Source organism: Amycolatopsis thermoflava N1165 (assembly GCF_000473265.1).
Lineage (GTDB): Bacteria > Actinomycetota > Actinomycetes > Mycobacteriales > Pseudonocardiaceae > Amycolatopsis_E > Amycolatopsis_E thermoflava.
The window spans coordinates 987,894-1,005,387 of the sequence record NZ_KI421511.1; the positions used below are offsets into that span (position 1 = coordinate 987,894).

18 protein-coding genes are annotated in these 17,494 nt (G+C 69.1%); 12 read left to right on the forward strand and 6 right to left on the reverse strand.

What is annotated here, in order from left to right:
• Nucleotides 1–117: 117 nt before the first annotated feature.
• The 4 genes from AMYTH_RS0104925 (at nucleotide 118) to AMYTH_RS44000 (ending at nucleotide 3,045) form a co-directional block, all read left to right on the forward strand.
• On the forward strand, nucleotides 118–780 hold the full coding sequence (locus tag AMYTH_RS0104925; RefSeq protein ID WP_027929348.1) for an IclR family transcriptional regulator: 663 nt from the start codon (nucleotides 118–120) through the stop codon (nucleotides 778–780).
• A 160-nt stretch (nucleotides 781–940) separates the two neighbouring features.
• The gene (locus AMYTH_RS0104930; protein WP_027929349.1) at nucleotides 941–1,369 is read left to right on the forward strand and encodes a carboxymuconolactone decarboxylase family protein; all 429 of its coding nucleotides are present in this window, start codon (nucleotides 941–943) and stop codon (nucleotides 1,367–1,369) included.
• Complete coding sequence (locus AMYTH_RS0104935) at nucleotides 1,366–2,268, forward strand: NAD(P)-dependent oxidoreductase (RefSeq protein ID WP_027929350.1); 903 nt, start codon at nucleotides 1,366–1,368, stop codon at nucleotides 2,266–2,268. Before AMYTH_RS0104930 ends, AMYTH_RS0104935 begins: the two co-directional genes overlap by 4 nt.
• A 78-nt stretch (nucleotides 2,269–2,346) precedes the next feature.
• Nucleotides 2,347–3,045, forward strand: a complete 699-nt coding sequence (locus AMYTH_RS44000; protein WP_228684570.1) for a GntR family transcriptional regulator — start codon at nucleotides 2,347–2,349, stop codon at nucleotides 3,043–3,045.
• 74 nt (nucleotides 3,046–3,119) lie between these two features.
• Here the strand turns inward: AMYTH_RS44000 and AMYTH_RS0104945 are convergent, their stop codons facing one another.
• Together AMYTH_RS0104945 and AMYTH_RS0104950 are read right to left on the reverse strand one after the other, a co-directional pair.
• A complete protein-coding gene (locus tag AMYTH_RS0104945) occupies nucleotides 3,120–3,914 on the reverse strand; it encodes an alpha/beta fold hydrolase (protein WP_228684572.1) in 795 nt (264 codons plus the stop codon).
• Between the two features lie 37 nt (nucleotides 3,915–3,951).
• Nucleotides 3,952–5,040 carry an NADH:flavin oxidoreductase/NADH oxidase gene (locus AMYTH_RS0104950; protein WP_209440747.1) on the reverse strand — a complete coding sequence of 363 codons (1,089 nt, stop codon included), beginning with the start codon at nucleotides 5,038–5,040 and terminating at the stop codon, nucleotides 3,952–3,954.
• 176 nt (nucleotides 5,041–5,216) lie between these two features.
• Between AMYTH_RS0104950 and AMYTH_RS0104955 the strand changes: the two genes are divergently transcribed.
• A complete protein-coding gene (locus AMYTH_RS0104955; protein WP_228684574.1) occupies nucleotides 5,217–6,542 on the forward strand; it encodes an MFS transporter in 1,326 nt (441 codons plus the stop codon).
• Between the two features lie 155 nt (nucleotides 6,543–6,697).
• Here AMYTH_RS0104955 and AMYTH_RS0104960 read toward each other — a convergent pair whose 3' ends face one another.
• A complete protein-coding gene (locus AMYTH_RS0104960) occupies nucleotides 6,698–7,513 on the reverse strand; it encodes an IclR family transcriptional regulator (RefSeq protein WP_027929354.1) in 816 nt (271 codons plus the stop codon).
• Between the two features lie 116 nt (nucleotides 7,514–7,629).
• Between AMYTH_RS0104960 and AMYTH_RS0104965 the strand changes: the two genes are divergently transcribed.
• Genes AMYTH_RS0104965 through AMYTH_RS0104975 form a run of 3 tightly spaced genes read left to right on the forward strand, consistent with a single transcriptional unit; the run spans nucleotide 7,630 to nucleotide 10,819 of the window.
• Nucleotides 7,630–8,775, forward strand: a complete 1,146-nt coding sequence (locus AMYTH_RS0104965; protein ID WP_027929355.1) for a CapA family protein — start codon at nucleotides 7,630–7,632, stop codon at nucleotides 8,773–8,775.
• Nucleotides 8,772–9,671, forward strand: a complete 900-nt coding sequence (locus AMYTH_RS0104970; protein WP_027929356.1) for a polysaccharide deacetylase family protein — start codon at nucleotides 8,772–8,774, stop codon at nucleotides 9,669–9,671. The genes AMYTH_RS0104965 and AMYTH_RS0104970 overlap by 4 nt, the downstream gene beginning before the upstream one ends.
• Nucleotides 9,668–10,819, forward strand: a complete 1,152-nt coding sequence (locus AMYTH_RS0104975; protein ID WP_027929357.1) for a M20 family metallopeptidase — start codon at nucleotides 9,668–9,670, stop codon at nucleotides 10,817–10,819. The genes AMYTH_RS0104970 and AMYTH_RS0104975 overlap by 4 nt, the downstream gene beginning before the upstream one ends.
• Before the next feature lie 50 nt (nucleotides 10,820–10,869).
• Here AMYTH_RS0104975 and AMYTH_RS0104980 read toward each other — a convergent pair whose 3' ends face one another.
• Together AMYTH_RS0104980 and AMYTH_RS0104985 are read right to left on the reverse strand one after the other, a co-directional pair.
• Nucleotides 10,870–11,484: an NAD(P)H-dependent oxidoreductase gene (locus tag AMYTH_RS0104980; protein WP_051362546.1), complete on the reverse strand. Its 615-nt coding sequence runs from the start codon at nucleotides 11,482–11,484 to the stop codon at nucleotides 10,870–10,872.
• Nucleotides 11,481–12,542: an LLM class flavin-dependent oxidoreductase gene (locus AMYTH_RS0104985; protein WP_027929359.1), complete on the reverse strand. Its 1,062-nt coding sequence runs from the start codon at nucleotides 12,540–12,542 to the stop codon at nucleotides 11,481–11,483. The genes AMYTH_RS0104980 and AMYTH_RS0104985 overlap by 4 nt, the downstream gene beginning before the upstream one ends.
• A 103-nt stretch (nucleotides 12,543–12,645) precedes the next feature.
• Between AMYTH_RS0104985 and AMYTH_RS0104990 the strand changes: the two genes are divergently transcribed.
• Together AMYTH_RS0104990 and AMYTH_RS50165 are read left to right on the forward strand one after the other, a co-directional pair.
• A complete protein-coding gene (locus AMYTH_RS0104990; RefSeq protein WP_037322280.1) occupies nucleotides 12,646–13,098 on the forward strand; it encodes a MarR family winged helix-turn-helix transcriptional regulator in 453 nt (150 codons plus the stop codon).
• A 78-nt stretch (nucleotides 13,099–13,176) separates the two neighbouring features.
• Complete coding sequence (locus tag AMYTH_RS50165) at nucleotides 13,177–13,341, forward strand: hypothetical protein (protein WP_228684576.1); 165 nt, start codon at nucleotides 13,177–13,179, stop codon at nucleotides 13,339–13,341.
• A gap of 487 nt (nucleotides 13,342–13,828) precedes the next feature.
• Here the strand turns inward: AMYTH_RS50165 and AMYTH_RS44010 are convergent, their stop codons facing one another.
• A complete protein-coding gene (locus AMYTH_RS44010) occupies nucleotides 13,829–14,767 on the reverse strand; it encodes a LysR family transcriptional regulator (RefSeq protein WP_051362547.1) in 939 nt (312 codons plus the stop codon).
• 98 nt (nucleotides 14,768–14,865) lie between these two features.
• On the opposite strand from AMYTH_RS44010, the gene AMYTH_RS0105005 reads away from it, so the two are divergent.
• Nucleotides 14,866–16,020, forward strand: a complete 1,155-nt coding sequence (locus AMYTH_RS0105005; protein WP_027929361.1) for an epoxide hydrolase family protein — start codon at nucleotides 14,866–14,868, stop codon at nucleotides 16,018–16,020.
• Complete coding sequence (locus tag AMYTH_RS49840) at nucleotides 16,017–17,360, forward strand: fumarylacetoacetate hydrolase family protein (RefSeq protein ID WP_063630383.1); 1,344 nt, start codon at nucleotides 16,017–16,019, stop codon at nucleotides 17,358–17,360. Before AMYTH_RS0105005 ends, AMYTH_RS49840 begins: the two co-directional genes overlap by 4 nt.
• Nucleotides 17,361–17,494 lie beyond the last annotated feature (134 nt).

Here is a 17,494-nt window from a genome sequence, read left to right on the forward strand (position 1 = left end):
TACTGATAACGCACATGTTGTTGCGGTGAGCGAACCGCGGTGTAGCGTAAGTGGGGCACGGGGAGGCGTCAAGGTCCGCCGGTAGAGTCGGGCCGGGATCGACAGCGGAGGGGCGGCATGAGCACGTTGCAGACGCTCGACCGCGGGCTGCGGGCGTTGGAGGTCGTGGCGGAGTCACCGTCGGGCATCTCGGTCGCCGACCTGGCGCGCGAACTCGACGTGCACCGGGCGATCTGCTACCGCATCGTCGCCACGCTGGAAGGTCATCGGCTGGTGTCCCGCACGGGGGACGGGCGGGTGCGGCTGGCGTCCGGCCTGGCGACGCTGGCGGCGAAGTTCGAGCCACACTTCAACCAGGACGCGCTGCCGCTGCTGAAGGAACTGGCCAACCGCACGTCCGCGACGGCGTTCCTGTCCGCGGCGGAGGGCACCGAGTGTGTGGTGGCGATGGTCGCCGAACCCGAGGGCACCGTGCTGACCGTCGGCTACCGGGTCGGCAGCAGGCACCCGCTCACGCAGGGCGCGGCAGGCCTCGCCATCCTGGCCGCCCGGCCAGAAGAACCCGGCGAGCCGGACGCGGTGCGCCAGGCCCGCCAGGACGGCTACAGCCTGACGCGCGGCCAGCTGGAGCGCGGCGCGGTCGGCCTCGCCGCCGGCATCCGGGCCGGCACGCTGGAACGCAGCGTCGGCGTGGTCGCGATCGACGGCCTCGACACCGGCCTCGCGGCCACCGAGGTGATGGCGACCGCACGGCGGATCGAACAGTTGCTCACGGCCTGAGCCGCGGTGTAATTCGGACGCCGGGGGCCGCGAGCGGACACCGCTCGCGGCCCTCGTGCTTGGTGAAGCCGGTCAGTTGTCTTCTGGCGGCCCTGCGGTCAAGCACACTTGATAATCGAGTATTACGGTATTACGGTTGTGATCGACGAAGGGAGCCGACGTGACGGCTGTTCAAGATCCGCAGCGCTACATCGACGACATGGCCCGCGAGCGGGGCTACGTCCTCGACTACCACAAGGTGATGGCCAAACACGACTTCGGCGTGCTGCAAGCTGCCAACGGACTCGTCGGCGCGGCATACCTCGACCAGCGGGCGCTGGACCGCAAGACGAAGGAACTGATCTTCATCGTCAGCCTCACGGTGATGCGCGCGGCGAAGGGGCATATCCAGAGTCACATCAAGGTCGCGCTCGACCTGGGGGTCACTGCGCGGGAGATCCTCGAGGCGATCGAGATCAGCCTGCCCGAGGCCGGCGTCGTAGCCTTCCAGGCCGGCTTCGAGGCCTGGTGCGAGGTCGTGGGCGCGGACGGTCTGGAACCGACCGTGGAGGCCTTCCACGCGGGCGACGGGAAAGCAGGGCGGTCATGACGGACGCCGTCACCTTCGTCGGCCTGGGCACCATGGGGCAGCCCATGGTCCGCAATCTCGCCCGATATGTGCCGGTATCGGTCTTCGATGCCAACCCCGACGCGGTCCAGGCGGCCGCCCGCAACGACGGTGTGACGGCATTGGCCGGTCTCGCCGACGGATCCGGCGCGGACGTCGTGATCCTCATGCTGCCCAGCAGCGCGGTCGTCGAGCGTGTTCTCGGTGATCCGGCTGACCCCGGGAGCTTCGCGGGACGCTTGCGCCCGGGCACGCTCGTCGTCGACATGGGGTCGTCGGTGCCGCGGGTGACTCAGCAGCTGGCCACGCGGCTCCGGGAGCGCGAAGTGGCGATGGTCGACGCGCCGGTCTCCGGTGGCCCGCGCAAGGCCGCGACCGCCGAGCTGACGATCATGGCCGGCGGACGGGCCGAAGACTACGAGCGGGCGCTTCCGCTGCTGCGCGCGATGGGCACGTCGGTCACGCACGTCGGCCCCGCCGGCTCGGCACACGCGCTGAAGGCGCTCAACAACCTGCTGTCGGCCATCGGCCTGGTCGGGGCGCTCGAGGTGCTCACCGTGGGAACCAAGTTCGGTCTGGACCCCCGGACCATGCTCGACGTCATCAACTGTTCCACCGGCCGCAACCAGTCGACCGAGGTCAAGATCGGGCCGGAGGTGCTCGACGGGCGGTTCCAGGTCGGGTTCTCGCTCCCGTTGACCGTGAAGGACATCACCACCGCCCTGGACCTGTCGACCTCGCTGGGGCTGTCGCCGGAGGTGTCGCGAGCCTGTGTCCGGTTCTGCCAGGCCGCGCTGGTCGGTCTCGGCGAAGAGAACCCGGACCAGTCCGAGATCGCCCGTTACCTGGCGAAGGTGACCGGCGTCGACCTGACCCGCTGACCGCACGCGTCCCGGTTGCCGTCCGCGATGCCGGTATTACTGTGATATTGTGGTCGGCCAGTGGAAGGAGGCGGCCGCGTGGCAGGGCAACGGGTGCAGCGCGTCGCCGCGCCGCTGCGGGCCCAGGTACTCGAAGTGCTCCGCCAGGATATTCTGGCAGCAGAGTTCGAACCGGGGGAGCGGCTGGTCGAGGCGCGGTTGTGTGCGCGGTACGAGGTCTCCCGGACGGTGATCCGCGAGGTCTTGCGGCAGTTGGAGTCCGAAGGACTGGTGACCACCGTGCCCAACCGCGGTCCGGTCGTCACCGAGTTGACCGCCTTCGACGCCAAGGCACTGTTCGAGGTGCGAGGCGCGCTGGAGGGCCTGGCCGGGGCGTTGTTCGCCGAGCGGGCCACCGCCGAGCAGCGCGAGCAGCTGGGCAAGGTGGTCCGGCGGTTCGCCCGCACCTACCGCAAGGCCGACCTGGCCGGGCGGCTGGCGATGAAGGACGAGTTCTACGACGTTCTCATCGCCGGGGCGGTGAACCCGGTGATCGAATCGACCCTGCGGGGCATCCACGCCCGCGTGCAGATGTTGCGCGGGCTGTCCCTGCAGGCCGACGGGCGTGCGCCGGAGACGGTCCGCGAGCTGGAAGCGATCCACGACGCCGCGGCCGTGCGCGGTGACGCCGATGCCGCTCGGGAAGCGTGTGAGCGCCACGTCCGCAACGCCGCGGCGACCGCGCTCCGCGAGCTGGCCGCCCGTCAGCGCGAGGATCAGGACACCGACGCCGGCTGAGCCGGCCCCGGCCCGCCCGGTGCGCGCTGGGCCGGGGCGGCCAGGGGCCGGCGACCACGACGTGGTCCACCGTCCTATTCGGACAATGCGTCGACAAGCAGCTTGGCCGTGCCCTCGGGCGACTCGACGTGGAAGTGGTGAGTCCCCAGGTCCACGGGCACGATGTGGATGCGATCGCCGTAGCGGTCGACGGCTTCCTGGCTGAGGATCGAACGCACCGCGAACAGCGTGACGGGCTGTGTGACCTCGCGCAGCGCGGCGTCCATGTCCCAGTGCACCAGGCCCTCCAGCGCGCGCAGGCCCGCGGGCTGCCGCACGGCCACCATCTTCGTGAAGTAGGCGTCGTTCAGTGCCGGATCGGTGCCTTCCGGTGATCCTCCCTCGATCATGCGCCGCGTCGCCGCGGCGAAATCCTCTCGGAACGGCTGCAGCACGGCGCGGGCCTGCTGCTCGTCCTGCGCGGGGAACAAGGAAAGGTAGTGCAGGGCGTCGAGCGCGACCACGTGCGAGACCACGTCGGGCAGGATCCGGCCGGTTTCCACGGCCACCGCCCCGCCGAGGGAGTGCCCGACCACGGCGCAGGTGCCCACCGCCTCGGCTTCCAGCACGGCCGCGACGTCGCGGGCGAACTCCTCCATCGTCCAGATGTCGCGCGTGGACCGGGACTCGCCGTGTTCGGCGAGGTCGATCGCGAGGACGCGGTAGTGCTCGGGGAGGAAGCCGATCACAGCGTCGAAATCGCTACGGTTGCACCCCCATCCGTGGATGAAGGCGAGGGCCGGCCCGCCGGCCGGGCCGCTGATCGTGTACCGGATCGTCGTGTCGTTCGGACGCTGGACCGCGCGGCTCGCGACTGTCCTGTTCGGCATCGTCATTCCTTTCTTGTCGCAGGTTGCCGGTTCGGCCTCACAACGCGCGGTGGTACTGGTTCGGCCACGCCGTCTTGTCGCTGGGCCGGTTGCGCAGGGCGAGGTACGGGTCGCGCAGCAAAGCGCGCCCGATCAGCACGGCGTCGGCCTGGCCGCCGGCCACGACCTCGCCGGCCAGTGACAGGTCGCCGATCTGGCCGACCGGGGCGACGGCGAGCCCCGAGGCCTTCTTGAGCGTGTTCGCGAACTCGACGTTGACGCCGTCCTGGGCCGGTGGCCGCGCCTCCCGGTCCCGCACCAGCACACCGGAGGTGACGTCGAGGAGGTCGATCCCCACGGCCGCCAGTTCCTTGGCGAACGTGGCCGCCTCCTCAATCGAGATGCCGCCCTCGGCCCAGTCCGTGGCGGTGATGCGCACGAAGACGGGCTTCTCGTCCGGGAACGCTTCCCGGACGGCGCGGGCCACCCGCAGCGGCAGGCGCATCCGGTTCTGCAGGCTGCCGCCGTACTCGTCCGTCCGGTGGTTGGACAACGGGGACAGGAACTGGTGCAGGATGTACCCGTGCGCGGCGTGGATCTCGACGACCTCGTACCCCGCCAGGTGAGCCATCCGCGCCGCGTTGGCGAAGGCCTCGACGACCTCGTCGAGGTCGGCGTGGCCGGCTTCCCGGGGGACGGAGAGGTCGCCGAACGGGACCGGCGACGGCGCGATCAGCTCCCAGCCGCCCTCGGCCACGCTCACCGGACCGTTTTGTCCCTCGCCCACCCAGGGCACCTGGTGTGACCCCTTCCGGCCCGCGGCCAGAAGCTGGATCGCGGGGACCGTGCCGCGTTCGGACAGGAACGACGTCAGGCGGCGGTGCGCGGCGGCCTGGTCCTCAATCCAGATCCCGAGGTCTGCCGAGGTGGTCCGGTGCAGCGGTCCGACCGCGGCGGACTCGACCATGATCAACCCCACCCCGCCGACCGCACGCGCACCGTAGTGCACGAGGTGCCAGTCGGTCGGCTTCCCGTCGGGTCCCGCGGAGTACTGGGCCATGGGGGACATCCACACCCGGTTGGCGACCGTGACGTCGCGCAGCCGCAGCGGGCTCATCTCCGGGTTGGTGAACTCTGTGCTGGGCACAGCTGAACTCACTCCCTCGCAACTCGCATCCGGCCGTAGCGCCAGATCTTGACAGAGGAGATTACCGTAATACGATAATCCAATCCAGGCGACGGTGGCCGCCGCTACACCTCACCGGCCGGCCTCGCCGAAGGTTCTCGGTTCCCGCTTCTTCACTTCGATCCGAAGGAACAGCCGTGTCAGCAGAAGAGAACACCGTCGCGGTCGACAGGACCGGCGGCGACGTGCACCCGACCAGGACCACTCGCGAACACAAGAAGGCGATCTTCGCCGGGGCGCTCGGGAACGCGATCGAGTTCCTGGACTGGGGAATCTACGCTTCCCTGGCCCCGGTCTTCGCGGATCAGTTCTTCCCGGAAGGCGATGCGGTCGCCGCGTTCCTGTCCACCCTGGCGATCTTCGCCGTCGGATTCTTCGTGCGCCCGCTCGGCGCCGTCGTCCTGGGCGCCTACGCCGACCGGCACGGTCGCAAGAAGGCCTTGGCGCTGACCGTGACCTTGATGTCGGCCGGTGGTTTCGTCATCGCGGTGTGCCCGACCTACGCGCACATCGGGGTGCTCGCGCCCGTGGTGCTGCTGGTGGCCAGGCTGGTGCAGGGCTTCTCCGCCGGTGGGGAGTGGCCCAGCTCCGTGTCGTACATAGTGGAGAGCGCGCCGCCGCGGAGGCGCGCGTTCGCGGGGTCCTTCCAGCAGGTGTCGACAGCGGCCGGCGTTCTGCTCGCCTCGCTGCTCGCGCTCGTCGTGACCTCGGTTCTGAACGACCAGCAGATGCACGCGTTCGGATGGCGGATCGCCTTCGCGGTCGTCGCCGCACTCGGGCTGACCGTCCTGTGGTTGCGGGCCCGTACGCGGGAGACCGAGCACTTCGACAACGCGGAACTGTCCGGCAAGCCGCACCGGCCGGTGAAGACCCTGTTCGCCGAACACAAACTGGGCCTGCTCCGCGTCGTCGGGATCACGGTTCCCGGGACGATCCTCTACTACCTGTGGATCACCAACATGCCCGGCTACGCCAGCACGACGACCGGCCTCAGCCTGGATCAGGCGCTGCTCGCGAACTCGCTCGCGGTCGTCGCGTTCATGCTGCTGCTCCCGCTCGGCGGACTGGTGTCGGATCGCTTCGGCAGGCGTTCCACGTTCATGTTCTTCCTGGTCGGGTTCGCGCTGTTCGCCTGGCCCGCCTACCGCTTGCTCGAGGGCGGCGGCTTCTGGACGCTGCTGCTGGTCGAACTCATCGGCGTGGTCTTCCTCGTGGGCAACTCGGCGAACGTGGCCGCCATCTACGCCGAACTGTTCCCGACCTCGGTGCGCACGACCGGCACCGGGATCCCCTACGCGACGACCGTCGCCGTGTTCGGCGGTACCGCGCCCTACTTCACCACCTGGCTGGCCAGCATCGGGCAGCAGGACAAGATCTGGATCTACGTCGTCGCCTCGGTGGCCGTTGGCATGGTCACGATCATGACGATGCCCGACGGTGCGAAGAAGCGAGCACTCGACTGATGCGCCCGGGGGAAGAATCGCCGGCATCCGGGTCCTCCTTCGCGGTCGGTTGACCTGGACACGTGCATGCTACTACTCGGCACGACGGTTCACCATGTGGTACGAGGAGGAAGTGCAGTGTCGACTCGCGACGACGGCGCCGGGTGGCGACGCGGTCAGGCGGACGAGAGCAGCCGGCTGATCTCGTCCGCGGCCGCGATCACCATCGGCGCCCAGGCTGTCTCGCGCGCGCGGTCGAAGCGCATCGCAGGCACGGAGAGTGTGAGTCCGCCGATGGGCTGCCCGGCCGCGTCCGTGATGGCCGCGCCGATGGACGCCACCTGCGGGCGGTACCACGATGACGAGCCGTTGAGCGCGTACCCGCGCTCGGTGGTCAGCGCGATCTCCTGCCTGAGCTCGCCGGCGTCCGGCACCGGCGACTGCGCGAACTCCCTGAGGTCGCGCTGCAGCAGGTCGTCCACCTCGGCCTGGTCGAGGCGCGCCATGATCGCCACGCCGGCCGACGTGGCGCGCAACGGCACCCGCGCGCCGACCTCCTGGACCACGCGGACGACCTGCGTGGTGTCTTCCCGCGCGACGATGACGTAGTCCTCGCCGTCGCGCACCCCGAGGAGAACCGTCTCGTCGGTGTCGGCCGCGAGGCGCTTGATGACCGGCCCCGCCACTTCCCGGAGGTCTTGTTCGCCGGCGCTGCGCAGCCCGAGGGTCAGCGCCTTCATCGTCACACCCCAGCGCGCGCGCTCGGGGTCCACGACCTTCAGCCATCCGGCCTGCTGGAGCGTCACCAGGCACCGCTGAACGGAACTCTTCGGGATCTCGGTCGCGCGGGCCAGGTCCGAGACGCCGATCGGCTGCCGCAGGGCGACCTCTTCGAAGACGCGCAGGGTGTTGAGCACGCTGTTCATCGACCGGACGCTGCTGCTCGGCTTGTCCTGTCCAGGGATGTCGCCGTCGCTTTCTGGTGTGCGCATGAGGACGTGAGCGTACCAAGCTGCGCACCGCCATTTCTCCTGTCGGCACGCTTTACCGGCCCTCCGTGCGTGGGTTACGATGCGGCACGGCGTACCACAATACGGAACGGAGCAACATGGACCTGACGATCGTGGGAGACGTGGTCGTCTCGGGATGGCCCCGGCGCCCTGTCGCGGAGGCCGCCCGCCCTGGGGACTCGGCGTTCGGGCTCCTCCGCGGCGGTGATCTGACGATCGGGAACCTGGAGGTTCCGCTCACCGAATCCGGGGAGCGCGCCGAGAAACTGGTCGCGATGCGCGCGCCGGCCTCGGGCGCGGCCGAACTCGCGGCATTCGGCTTCGACCTGGTGTCCCTGGCCATGAACCACGCGCTGGACTACGGCGCGGAGGGCATGCGCGACACCGTTCGGGCGCTGGACGCCGCGGGAGTCCAGCACGCCGGGTTCGGTGAAACGCTCGCCGAGGCGACTCGCCCCCGGGTGGTGTCGGTGGGCGCGAAGACCTTGGCGTTCTTCAGCTTCTGCTCCGCACTTCCGCTGGGTTTCAACGCGACGGCCGACCGGGCCGGCATCGCGCCGATCCGAGTGCGCCAGAGCTTCGAGTTCGACAGCACCTTCCTGGACGAGACCCCGGGTACGCCTCCGTTCGTGCATTCGAGCGCGCACGAGCCGGACGTGCGAGCGGCCGAGGCGCGGATCCGCGAGGCCAAGGCGCACAACGATTTCGTCGTCGTGGCGCTGCACTGGGGCGTTCCGTTCTGCTACCTGCCTGCGACGCAGGGGCCGCTCGCCCGGTATCAGCAACCGCTGGGGCGGCGCCTGATCAGCGCCGGCGCGGACCTCGTCATCGGGCACCACCCGCACTGCGTGCACCCCGTCGAGTTCTACGAACACGGGCTGATCCTGTATTCCACCGGGAACTTCGTCTTCGACTGGTGCGACGGGTGGCACCCGGAGTCGATGGTCGCGCGGGAGGACGGGCGTCCGGCCGCTCCCTACCGGGCGGCCTTGCTGACAGGGCCCTGGTACGAGAGCGCCGTGTTCCGCGTGCGGCTGGGTGGCCCGGCCGGGCCTGCGCTTCGCCTGGATCCCATCGAACTCGACGCCGACAGCCAGCCGATCATGCCCCGGCCCGAGGTGGCGGCCTCGATCCTCGCGCGGCTGGAGGAGGCGTCACGAGAGCTGGATCCGTCCATCGTGGTCGATGCGGACGGACGCGTGCGGCGAACTTCGAAGAAGAACAACGTTCTGGAGGAAGCATGACCGAGCAGCAGCCGTGGCAGTGGGATGAGCCGACCTGGCGCGGGCACGTCGAGCGGGTGCGCGCCGGGCGCCCGCTGCGCCCGGAGTCCTGGCCCGGTGGAGCGAAAGTCGCTGTGGCGTTGTCGTTCGATTCCGACCACGAAACGCCCGCACTGCGTGACGGCGAAGTGCTGCCGGGCAAGTTGTCGCAGGGTGAGTACGGCGCTCGGGTCGGCGTGCCGCGAATCCTGAATCTGCTGCGGCGTTTCGAGGCGCCGTCGACGTTCTTCATGCCCGCCGTGTCCGCGCTGCTGCACGACGGTGAGGCGAAGTCCTACGTGGACGAAGGACACGAGGTGGCGTTGCACGGCTGGATCCACGAACGCAACACCCAGCTACCACCCGAGGCGGAACGCGACCTGGCGTTCCGGGCCGCGGACACGCTCGAAAGGCTCGTCGGCACGCGCCCGGTCGGCATCCGCACCCCGTCGTGGGACCTGTCCGCCGACTCGCTGCGGATCGTCCGCGAGCTGGGCCTGACGTACGACTCGTCGCTGATGGCCGACGACGACTGCTATGAAATCCTGACCGACGGCGAACCCACCGGCATCGTCGAGCTGCCGGTGGAGTGGATCCGCGACGACATGCCGTACTTCATGATGGACCGGTTCACTTCGCTGCGGCCCTACACACCGCCACGCGGGGTGTTGTCGATCTGGCGCGACGAGTTCGACGTCGCCTACGCCGAGAACGGGATCTTCCAGCTCACCCTGCACCCCCACTGCATCGGCCACCGTTCGCGCATCACGATCCTCACCGAGCTGCTCGAGCACATCGCCTCGCACGAGGGCGTCTGGTTCGCCACGCACGCCCAGATCGCCGAACACGTACTCAGCGGAAAGGACTCATCGCGATGACCGGCATCAAGGAACGCATCGAGCGCACGTTCGAGCAGAACCTGGACTCGGTCCTGGAACTGTCGCACCGGATCAACGCCAACCCCGAGCTGGCCTTCGAAGAGCACGAAACGTCGGCGGCGCTCATCGCGGCCCTCGAGGACGGTGGGCGGTTCGCGGTGGAGAAGGGCGTGGCCGGCCTGCCGACGGCGTTCGTGGCGTCCGCGGGATCCGGTGACCTCGCCATCGGTCTCTGCGCGGAAATGGACGCGCTGCCCGGCATCGGCCACGGCTGCGGCCACAACGCGATCGCCGCGGCGGCCGTGGGCGCCGCCCTGGCCCTGGCCCCCGTCGCCGACGAGCTCGGGCTGACGGTCCGGGTCTTCGGCACTCCGGCCGAGGAGAAGGGGACCGGCAAGGAGATCATGGTCAACCGCGGCGTGTTCGACGACACCCACGCGGCCATGATGGTCCACCCGACGCTCAAGGATGTCGTCATCCCGCAGTTGCGCGCATCGCGGTCCTGGCAGGTGACGTACACGGGGCGGGGCGGGCACGCGTCGCGGCCCTGGAGTGCCCGCAACGCCGCTGACGCGACTGTCGTCGCCCAGACCGCCATCGGCCTGCTGCGGCAGCAGTTGCGCGACGGCATCAGGGTGCACCACGTCGTGAAGGAAGCCGGGGCGGCCGTCAACGTCATCGCCGACCGGGCCGTCGTCGACTGCATGATCAGGTGCGACACCATCGACGAGGTCGACCAGGTGTGGGAACGGGTCCGCCGCTGCTTCGACGCCGGCGCCATCGCCAGCGGCACCACTGTGGAGTACACCTCGCTGCCCTCCATCTACCGGGAGTTCCGTCACGATCCCGACCTCGCGTCGGTGTTCGAGGAGAACGCGAAAGCCATCGGCCGGACGTTCCCGGACTACCCGGACAAGATGTTCGGCTCGACCGACATGGGCAACGTCTCGCTGCGCATCCCCGCGATCCACCCGATGCTCTCCTTCGACCTCCCGCCTGAAGATGGCAACCACACCGCCGCCTTCGCCGTTGCCGCCGGGGGCCCCGAAGGTGACCGGTTCGTCCGCGACGCGGGCCTGGCCATGGCCCTCACCATCGCCGACGTCGCAAGGTCCCAGCCCATCCGCGCGCGCCTGATGGCCGGCTGAGGGGCCGTCCGCAGCGGGGCCGCCTTCCCCGGGGGAGGCGGCCCCGCTGTTCAGGCGTCCGCTGTGCGCGCGCCGGTCGCGCGTGCCTTGAGCAGGTCCACCACGTCGGCGAGAGCCATCTCGATGCGCCCGTGGACACGCGGGTTGAGCAGGGTCACGCCGTCGAAGTCCCCCGCGGAGGCGAAGATCGCCACCGGCACGGTCAACGCCTGGAAGAAGGCGAAGAGCGGTCGCAGGGCGTGTTCCAGCACCAGTGCGTGGTGGTCCCCGCCGCCCGTCGCGGCGAGCAGCACGAGCTTGTTGGCCAGCGCGTACTGGTCGACGAGGTCGAAAAAGTGCTTGAACATCCCGGGGTAGGAACCCCGGTACACCGGGGTCGCGGCGATCAGCAGGTCGGCGTTCTCGACCAGCCGGAGCATGTCCTCGACCTCCGGCGTGACCTCGTCGCGTTCGGCGGCTGCGGTGAAGCCCGGGCCCAAGCGGTACACGTCGACCTGGGAAGCTTCGACCGGGAGCATCGTCCGCAACGTCGCGAGGACGACGTCCACCAGTCCCATGGTCTTGGACTGCCGGCTGGGGCTGCCGTTGACCACGACCACGCGCAGCGCGGCACCGGTCCCCGATATTTCACGCTCGGCCTCGACGACCGTCGCAGAGCTGGTCATGCCGTCTCCTTCCGGCGTGCGGCGACCTCGCGCCGAACGACGGGCGCCACTTCGGTGCCGAGCCGTTCGATCGCCTCCAGGTGCTCCTTCTGCGGCATCCCGCCGAAACCCATCTGGATGATGGCCCGGTTGATGCCGTACAGCTCGTGGTAGGCGAGCAGCTTGTCGATGATCTCCTGCGAGCTGCCCACCAGGAGCCCGGCCGCCGGCGACGCCTGTGCGTCGAAGACCGGACGCGACAGACGGACACCCCGGCCCCGCTGGTGGTTGTTCTCCGCCATGCCCTTCGCGAAGTACGGATACATCACGTCCCTCGCCTGCCGGCTGGTCCGGCCCACATACCCGTGCGTGTTGATGCTGACCGGCAGGGCGTCCGCGTCGTGCCCCGCCTCCTGCGCGGATCCGCGGTACAACTCGATCGTCTGCTGGTGGAACGTCAACGGCCCCAGCAGGAGGGCCATCGCCATCGGCAGACCGAGGCGCCCGGTGCTGATCGCGGACGCCACCGATCCGCCGACCCCCACCCAGATCGGGATGGTGCCGCCGTCGGCGCGCGGTGCGATGTCGGCGTCGACCAACGGAGCGCGGAAGCGCCCGGACCACGTGAGCGGGTTGTGTTCGCGGATCTTGAGCAGCAGGTCGAGCTTCTCCCGGAAGAGGTCGGCGTAGTCCCGCAGGTCGTACCCGAACAACGGGAAGGACTCCGTGTACGAGCCGCGGCCCGCGATGATCTCGGCCCGGCCGCCCGAGAGCAGGTCGATCGTGGCGAACTGCTCCCAGACGCGCACCGGATCCTCGGAGCCGAGTACGGTGACCGAACTCGTCAGGCGGATGCGCTTGGTCGCCTCCGCCGCGGCGGCCAGCAGGATCGCCGGCGCCGAACCGACGAAATCGGAACGGTGGTGTTCACCGACGCCGAACACGTCCAGGCCCACCTCGTCGGCGACCTTCGCCTGCTCGATCGTCTCGCGCACGCGCTGCCGCGGCGACGGCAGTCGCCCGGTCGTGGGGTCCTCCGTCACCTCGCCGAAGGTCATGATGCCAATCTCGAACGCCATCGTGCCCATCCCTTCTCGTCCTCGGCGCCAAGCAGGCGCGTCCAACCTCATAAAGTTGTCTGCGCAGGCAGATATTCCCGGGCGGGCGGGATATAGTGCCGTCATGGCGACCGAGGAACTGCGGGACATCGAGGACGCGGCGTGGCGGGGGTTCCTGTTCACCCACGACAGGCTCTGGCGTTCGCTGGAGGCGGGGCTCGCCGCGCTGAACGTGAGCATGGCCGAGTACAGCGTCCTGGCTCTCCTTGCCGAGGCCGGTCCGAAGGGCATGCGGATGTCGGACCTCGCCGAGCGTCGCGTGATGTCCACCGGCGGCTTCACCCGCCTCGCGGACCGCCTGGAACGGCGCGGGCTCATCGAACGGCGCCGGTCGGCCGCCGACGGCCGCAGTTTCGAGGCGGTCTTGACCAGGGAAGGGCGGGCGTTGCTGCGCAAGGCGTGGCGCCGGCACCACAGCGACCTGCGCGAGCTCTTCTTCGACCGGCTGGACGACGACGACCTCCGACGGCTCGCCGACATCTGGACCCGTCTCGACCCCGGCGGCGACAGCGGGTGAGCAGTTTCGGCCGCGAAGGGGCCGGCGCTCGAACGCGGCGGCCACGATCTGCGGCGCCAACGGCCGACCGCGGCGCTGGTGGTCGCGGCGGCTGAGGCAGTCCCGTCGGCGAAGTTCGGCATGGCGATGTGGAGTCTTCCGCCGTTCTACCTGTGGAAGGCGTCCAGCGCCGAACCCTTCGCGCAGGCCCTGATCGCGACTGGGACGCAGCTGGGGATCGACCAGTTCCTGCTGGTGCAGTGACTGGCACCACTGGTGGGTAGCCTGCCGCTGGCGTACCTCGCCAATGGCGGGGGCGCGGCCATGCACCTGGACGACCGGCAGGCCGAGGAGTTCCTCCTCACCGCCACCCAGACCTTGCTGAGGATCGGCGCGCTGCTCGCGCTGTGGTTCCCCCCGCTGGCCAACCTGGACCCTGCCCGGCCTGTTCGCCGCGCAGTTCGCTCTGCCCGGCCAGACCGCCCGCTACCTCCTGTGCGGAATCTACGCCGCCCTGGCCGCGCTGGTTCGCAAACGGCGGCACATCCTGCCCACGCTGACCGCGCCCTTCCGCCGAGATGCCGGGACCGTGGCCGACGAGCAGCAGACGCTCACCACCACCCGCTGAACCGTGCACGACAGCCGACGACCGTCGGGGCTGCCGGGTTCGGTCTCCGTGCACTTGCTCGCCGCGTCCCGGTACGACGGTCCGGCGCGTTGGGCACGAACTGAGCGAAGGAATGACGCCAGCTCAAGGCTTGACCGCGGCCGACGTCGCCACGGTGTGCCTCTGGTGCTTTGGCAGCTCAGCCTCGGCGTGATCGCGGAAGGCTGAGAGCAGGGGATTGCGGTCGCCGGCGCGCGTGGCGAGGACGACCTTGCTCGGTTCGATGTCACGCAGGGGGATGGTGGTCAGGCCGGGATGCAGGCCGGTGGCGTAGTCGAGAGGCGGGCCGATGGCTACGGCCTGCCCCGCTGCGATGAGTTCGTGCTTGTCCTCGAGGTCTTCGACGAGCGGGCCGTCCGGTGCGGGGCGTCCGTCAGGACGAGGGTCCATGCGCCAGTAGGCGTTCAGCAGTGGATCGGATTGCCGGACGTGGGGAATCGGCTCCTCGGCTATGTCGTCGAGGGTGACCGCTTCCCGGCCGACGAGAGGATGGTCGAGCGGGACCACGAGGACGCGAGGCTCGTCGTAGAGGAGCGTGACGCGGAGCTGGTCGGTGACGAACGGCAGCCGGGCCACGACCGCGTCGACTCGGTGGTCCAGAAGCGCTGATCGCGAGTCGTTCCAGGACAGAAGCCGGGTCTTCACCTCTGCGTCGGGTTCAGCCTTGCGCAATGCGCGTACGGCCGGGGTGATGAGCAGGCCGCGGGTGTAACCGATGGTGATCATCCGCGGCCGGGCGGCGGCCCGGGCTTGGGCCATGGCCTGGCCGGCCGAACGCAGCAGCCCGGCAGCCAGGGGCAGGAAGACCTCGCCGGCATCGGACAGGCGAGTCCCGTGCGTCGTCCGGTCGAGCAACCGGACGTCGAGCTGTTGCTCGAGACGCCGGATCTGGCGACTCAGTGACGGCTGCGTGGTGTGCAGTGCCTCTGCCGCACGCCCGAAATGCTGGTACTCGGCCACGACAACGAAACTTTGCACCAGCCTCAGGTCGAGGTCGATGAGGGCGGGGAAGGCGTCGGCCACACGGCCAGCCTAGCGCACCAGCCGTTATACGCCAGGCGTATCACCGCTTTCGGAAGTTTCATTGGACGGTGCGGGGATCGCGGTTCCATCGTGAGGACATGGAATCAGACTCAGATCGCCACGACAGGGTCCGCCCGTTCCACATCGACATCCCGGACAGTGCGCTGGCCGACCTCGAACAACGGCTGGCCCGGGTGCGGCTGCCCGGCCCGGAGACCGTCGGGGACGCAAGCCAAGGCGTGCAGCTCGAACGATTGCGCGAGCTGCTGAACTACTGGGCCACCACCTACGATTGGCGCAAGATCGAGGCGCACCTCAACGACATCGGCCAGTTCCGCACCACGATCGACGGCCTCGGCATCCACTTTGTGCACGTACGCTCGGGGCACGAGAACGCGACCCCTCTGTTGTTGCTGCACGGATGGCCCAGCTCGTTCCTGGAGTTCCTGAAGGTGATCGGCCCGCTGACCGATCCGACGGCCCACGGCGGAGACGAGCGAGATGCCTTCCACGTCGTCATCCCGTCCATGCCCGGCTACGGCTTCTCGGATGCGCCCAGCACCGGGGGCTGGAACCCGGACCGGATCGCCGCTGCCTACGCGGTGCTGATGCGACGCCTGGGATACGACTCGTATCTGGCTCAGGGCGGCGACTGGGGCGGCGTCGTGGCCACCCGGATGGGCAGGCAGCACCCGGCCGGCCTGCGTGCTGTCCACCTCAATTTCCCTGAATTCCTCGCCATGCCGCCAGTCAGCGACGAGCCGACTCCCGAAGAGGCGGCAGCCATCGCCCAGGGGAACGTGTTCGTCTCTGTCCACTCCGGCTATCACCTGCTGCAACGCACCCGGCCCCAGACCATCGGCTATGCCCTGACCGACTCCCCGGCTGGGCAGGCTGCCTGGATCTACGAAAAGTTCCTCGACTGGGCTGCTCCCGACGCGTTCACCATGGACGAGATACTCGACCACATTTCCCTGTACTGGCTCACCGGAACAGCTGCCTCGTCGTCCCGGCTGTACTGGGAACACGCGCAGCAACCGATCGGGCTGACCGAACTGGACCTGCCGGTGGGCGTGAGCGTCTTCCCCGGCGAGCTCACCCGCACGCCGCGGATCTGGGCCGAACGCGCCTATCACGACCTGCGCTACTTCAACGACGACATCGCCGCAGGTGGACACTTCGCGGCGTTCGAGCAGCCCGCTCTGTTCGCCGATGAAGTGCGGAAGTTCGCGCGAACGGTGGCGGAGTCGTGAAGTGGGTCAGTTACCGGTCGTTCGACGGATCGGAACGGTGCGGACTGGTGCGGGGAGCCAAGGTCCTCGGTCACGCCGCGGGAATCACGATGCTGGACGTGCTGCGTTCCGGGGAAGGGCTGGAGGCGGCCGCGGCCTTGGTGACGTCGAACCCGGCCGAAGTCGTGGATCTGGCCTTGGCGGACCTTCTGGCACCGATTCCCACCCCTCCGTCGATCCGCGATTTCGCGGCCTTCGAGCGGCATGTCCGCAACGCCGGAGTCGTCGCGGGCGGCGATGGCACGATCAGCTCGGTCTGGTACGAGGAGCCGGTCTTCTACTTTTCGAACCCGGCTGCGATCCGGGGACCGCGCGATGACATCCCGGTTCCTGCGATGACGAAGGCGTGGGACTACGAGGTCGAGGTCGCGGCGGTGATCGCTGACGATTGTTCGGACCTGGACCCAGCGACGGCAGAGAGCCACATAGCCGGCTACCTCGTTTACTGCGACTGGAGTGCGCGCGACGTCTCCGCTCGCGAGAGGGGTTTCGTCTTCGGCCCCTCGAAGAGCAAGGACACCGCGACAAGCCTCGGCCCGTACCTGGTCACGCCGGAGGAGCTGGAGCCCTACCGGTCAGGCAAAGGGTACGCGCTCACGATGAACGGCTACGTCAACGGCGAGCTGTACGGAGGTGGTGACTGGGGCGAGATCCACTGGTCCTTCGGCGAAATGCTGGCGCACGCATCACGGGACACCACGTTGCGGGCGGGTGACATCATCTCCAGCGGAGCGGTCGGTACCGGATGCATCTTCGAGTTGTCCGGACACCGTGACTACCTCAGGCCGGGTGACACGGTCAAGATCGAGGTGGAGCGACTCGGCGCAGTGGAAGCGCGGATGGTGGACAAGGGTGAGAAGCTGGTGCCCGAAATGCTGATCACACGGAGCATCACGATCAGCGCTCCGCCAGAGGCGGTGTTCGATGTGATCGCAGACCCCCGCCGGCACGGCCAGTTCGACGGCTCCGGCACGGTCGCGGACACGATCGCCGGTCCCAGCCGCCTGACCTTGGGCTCGGAGTTCAGCGTGTCGATGGTGCTGTTCGACGTGCCCTACCAGGTGACGAACACCGTTGTGGAGTACGAGGAGAACCGCCGCATCGCATGGGCCCATCCGGGGCAGCACCGCTGGCGCTACGAGCTCGAGGAGGTCGAGGACGGCACCTTGGTCACCGAGACCTGCGACTTCACCACCTCGCCGTGGGGGGAGCGCGTGGCGGGATCAGCTTGGGGGCGGCGGGATGCGGAGGCCATCGAGAAAACGCTGCTCCGGCTCAAAGCCCTCGTCGAGTGGGGCTAGGTTGGGTGCGGCGACGTGCTGCTGGGCCAGGCTCACCCAGTTTCGCGGCCTGGCCACCCGCTGTGCCAAACGTGCCGCCTATAGGCCGAATCCACCATCGCCGCCATCGTCCTCCGGCTCCGATGACTTACGGG

Excerpts from the sequence above, each read along its gene's own strand:
- AMYTH_RS0104925 (WP_027929348.1), top strand. The coding sequence starts at position 118 with ATGAGCACGTTGCAGACGCTCGACCGCGGGCTGCGGGCGTTGGAGGTC.
- AMYTH_RS0104935 (WP_027929350.1), top strand. The coding sequence starts at position 1,366 with ATGACGGACGCCGTCACCTTCGTCGGCCTGGGCACCATGGGGCAGCCC.
- AMYTH_RS0104945 (WP_228684572.1), bottom strand. The coding sequence starts at position 3,914 with ATGCCGAACAGGACAGTCGCGAGCCGCGCGGTCCAGCGTCCGAACGAC.
- AMYTH_RS0104960 (WP_027929354.1), bottom strand. The coding sequence starts at position 7,513 with ATGCGCACACCAGAAAGCGACGGCGACATCCCTGGACAGGACAAGCCG.
- AMYTH_RS0104965 (WP_027929355.1), top strand. The coding sequence starts at position 7,630 with ATGGACCTGACGATCGTGGGAGACGTGGTCGTCTCGGGATGGCCCCGG.
- AMYTH_RS0104970 (WP_027929356.1), top strand. The coding sequence starts at position 8,772 with ATGACCGAGCAGCAGCCGTGGCAGTGGGATGAGCCGACCTGGCGCGGG.
- AMYTH_RS0104975 (WP_027929357.1), top strand. The coding sequence starts at position 9,668 with ATGACCGGCATCAAGGAACGCATCGAGCGCACGTTCGAGCAGAACCTG.
- AMYTH_RS0104980 (WP_051362546.1), bottom strand. The coding sequence starts at position 11,484 with ATGACCAGCTCTGCGACGGTCGTCGAGGCCGAGCGTGAAATATCGGGG.
- AMYTH_RS0104985 (WP_027929359.1), bottom strand. The coding sequence starts at position 12,542 with ATGGCGTTCGAGATTGGCATCATGACCTTCGGCGAGGTGACGGAGGAC.
- AMYTH_RS0104990 (WP_037322280.1), top strand. The coding sequence starts at position 12,646 with ATGGCGACCGAGGAACTGCGGGACATCGAGGACGCGGCGTGGCGGGGG.
- AMYTH_RS0105005 (WP_027929361.1), top strand. The coding sequence starts at position 14,866 with ATGGAATCAGACTCAGATCGCCACGACAGGGTCCGCCCGTTCCACATC.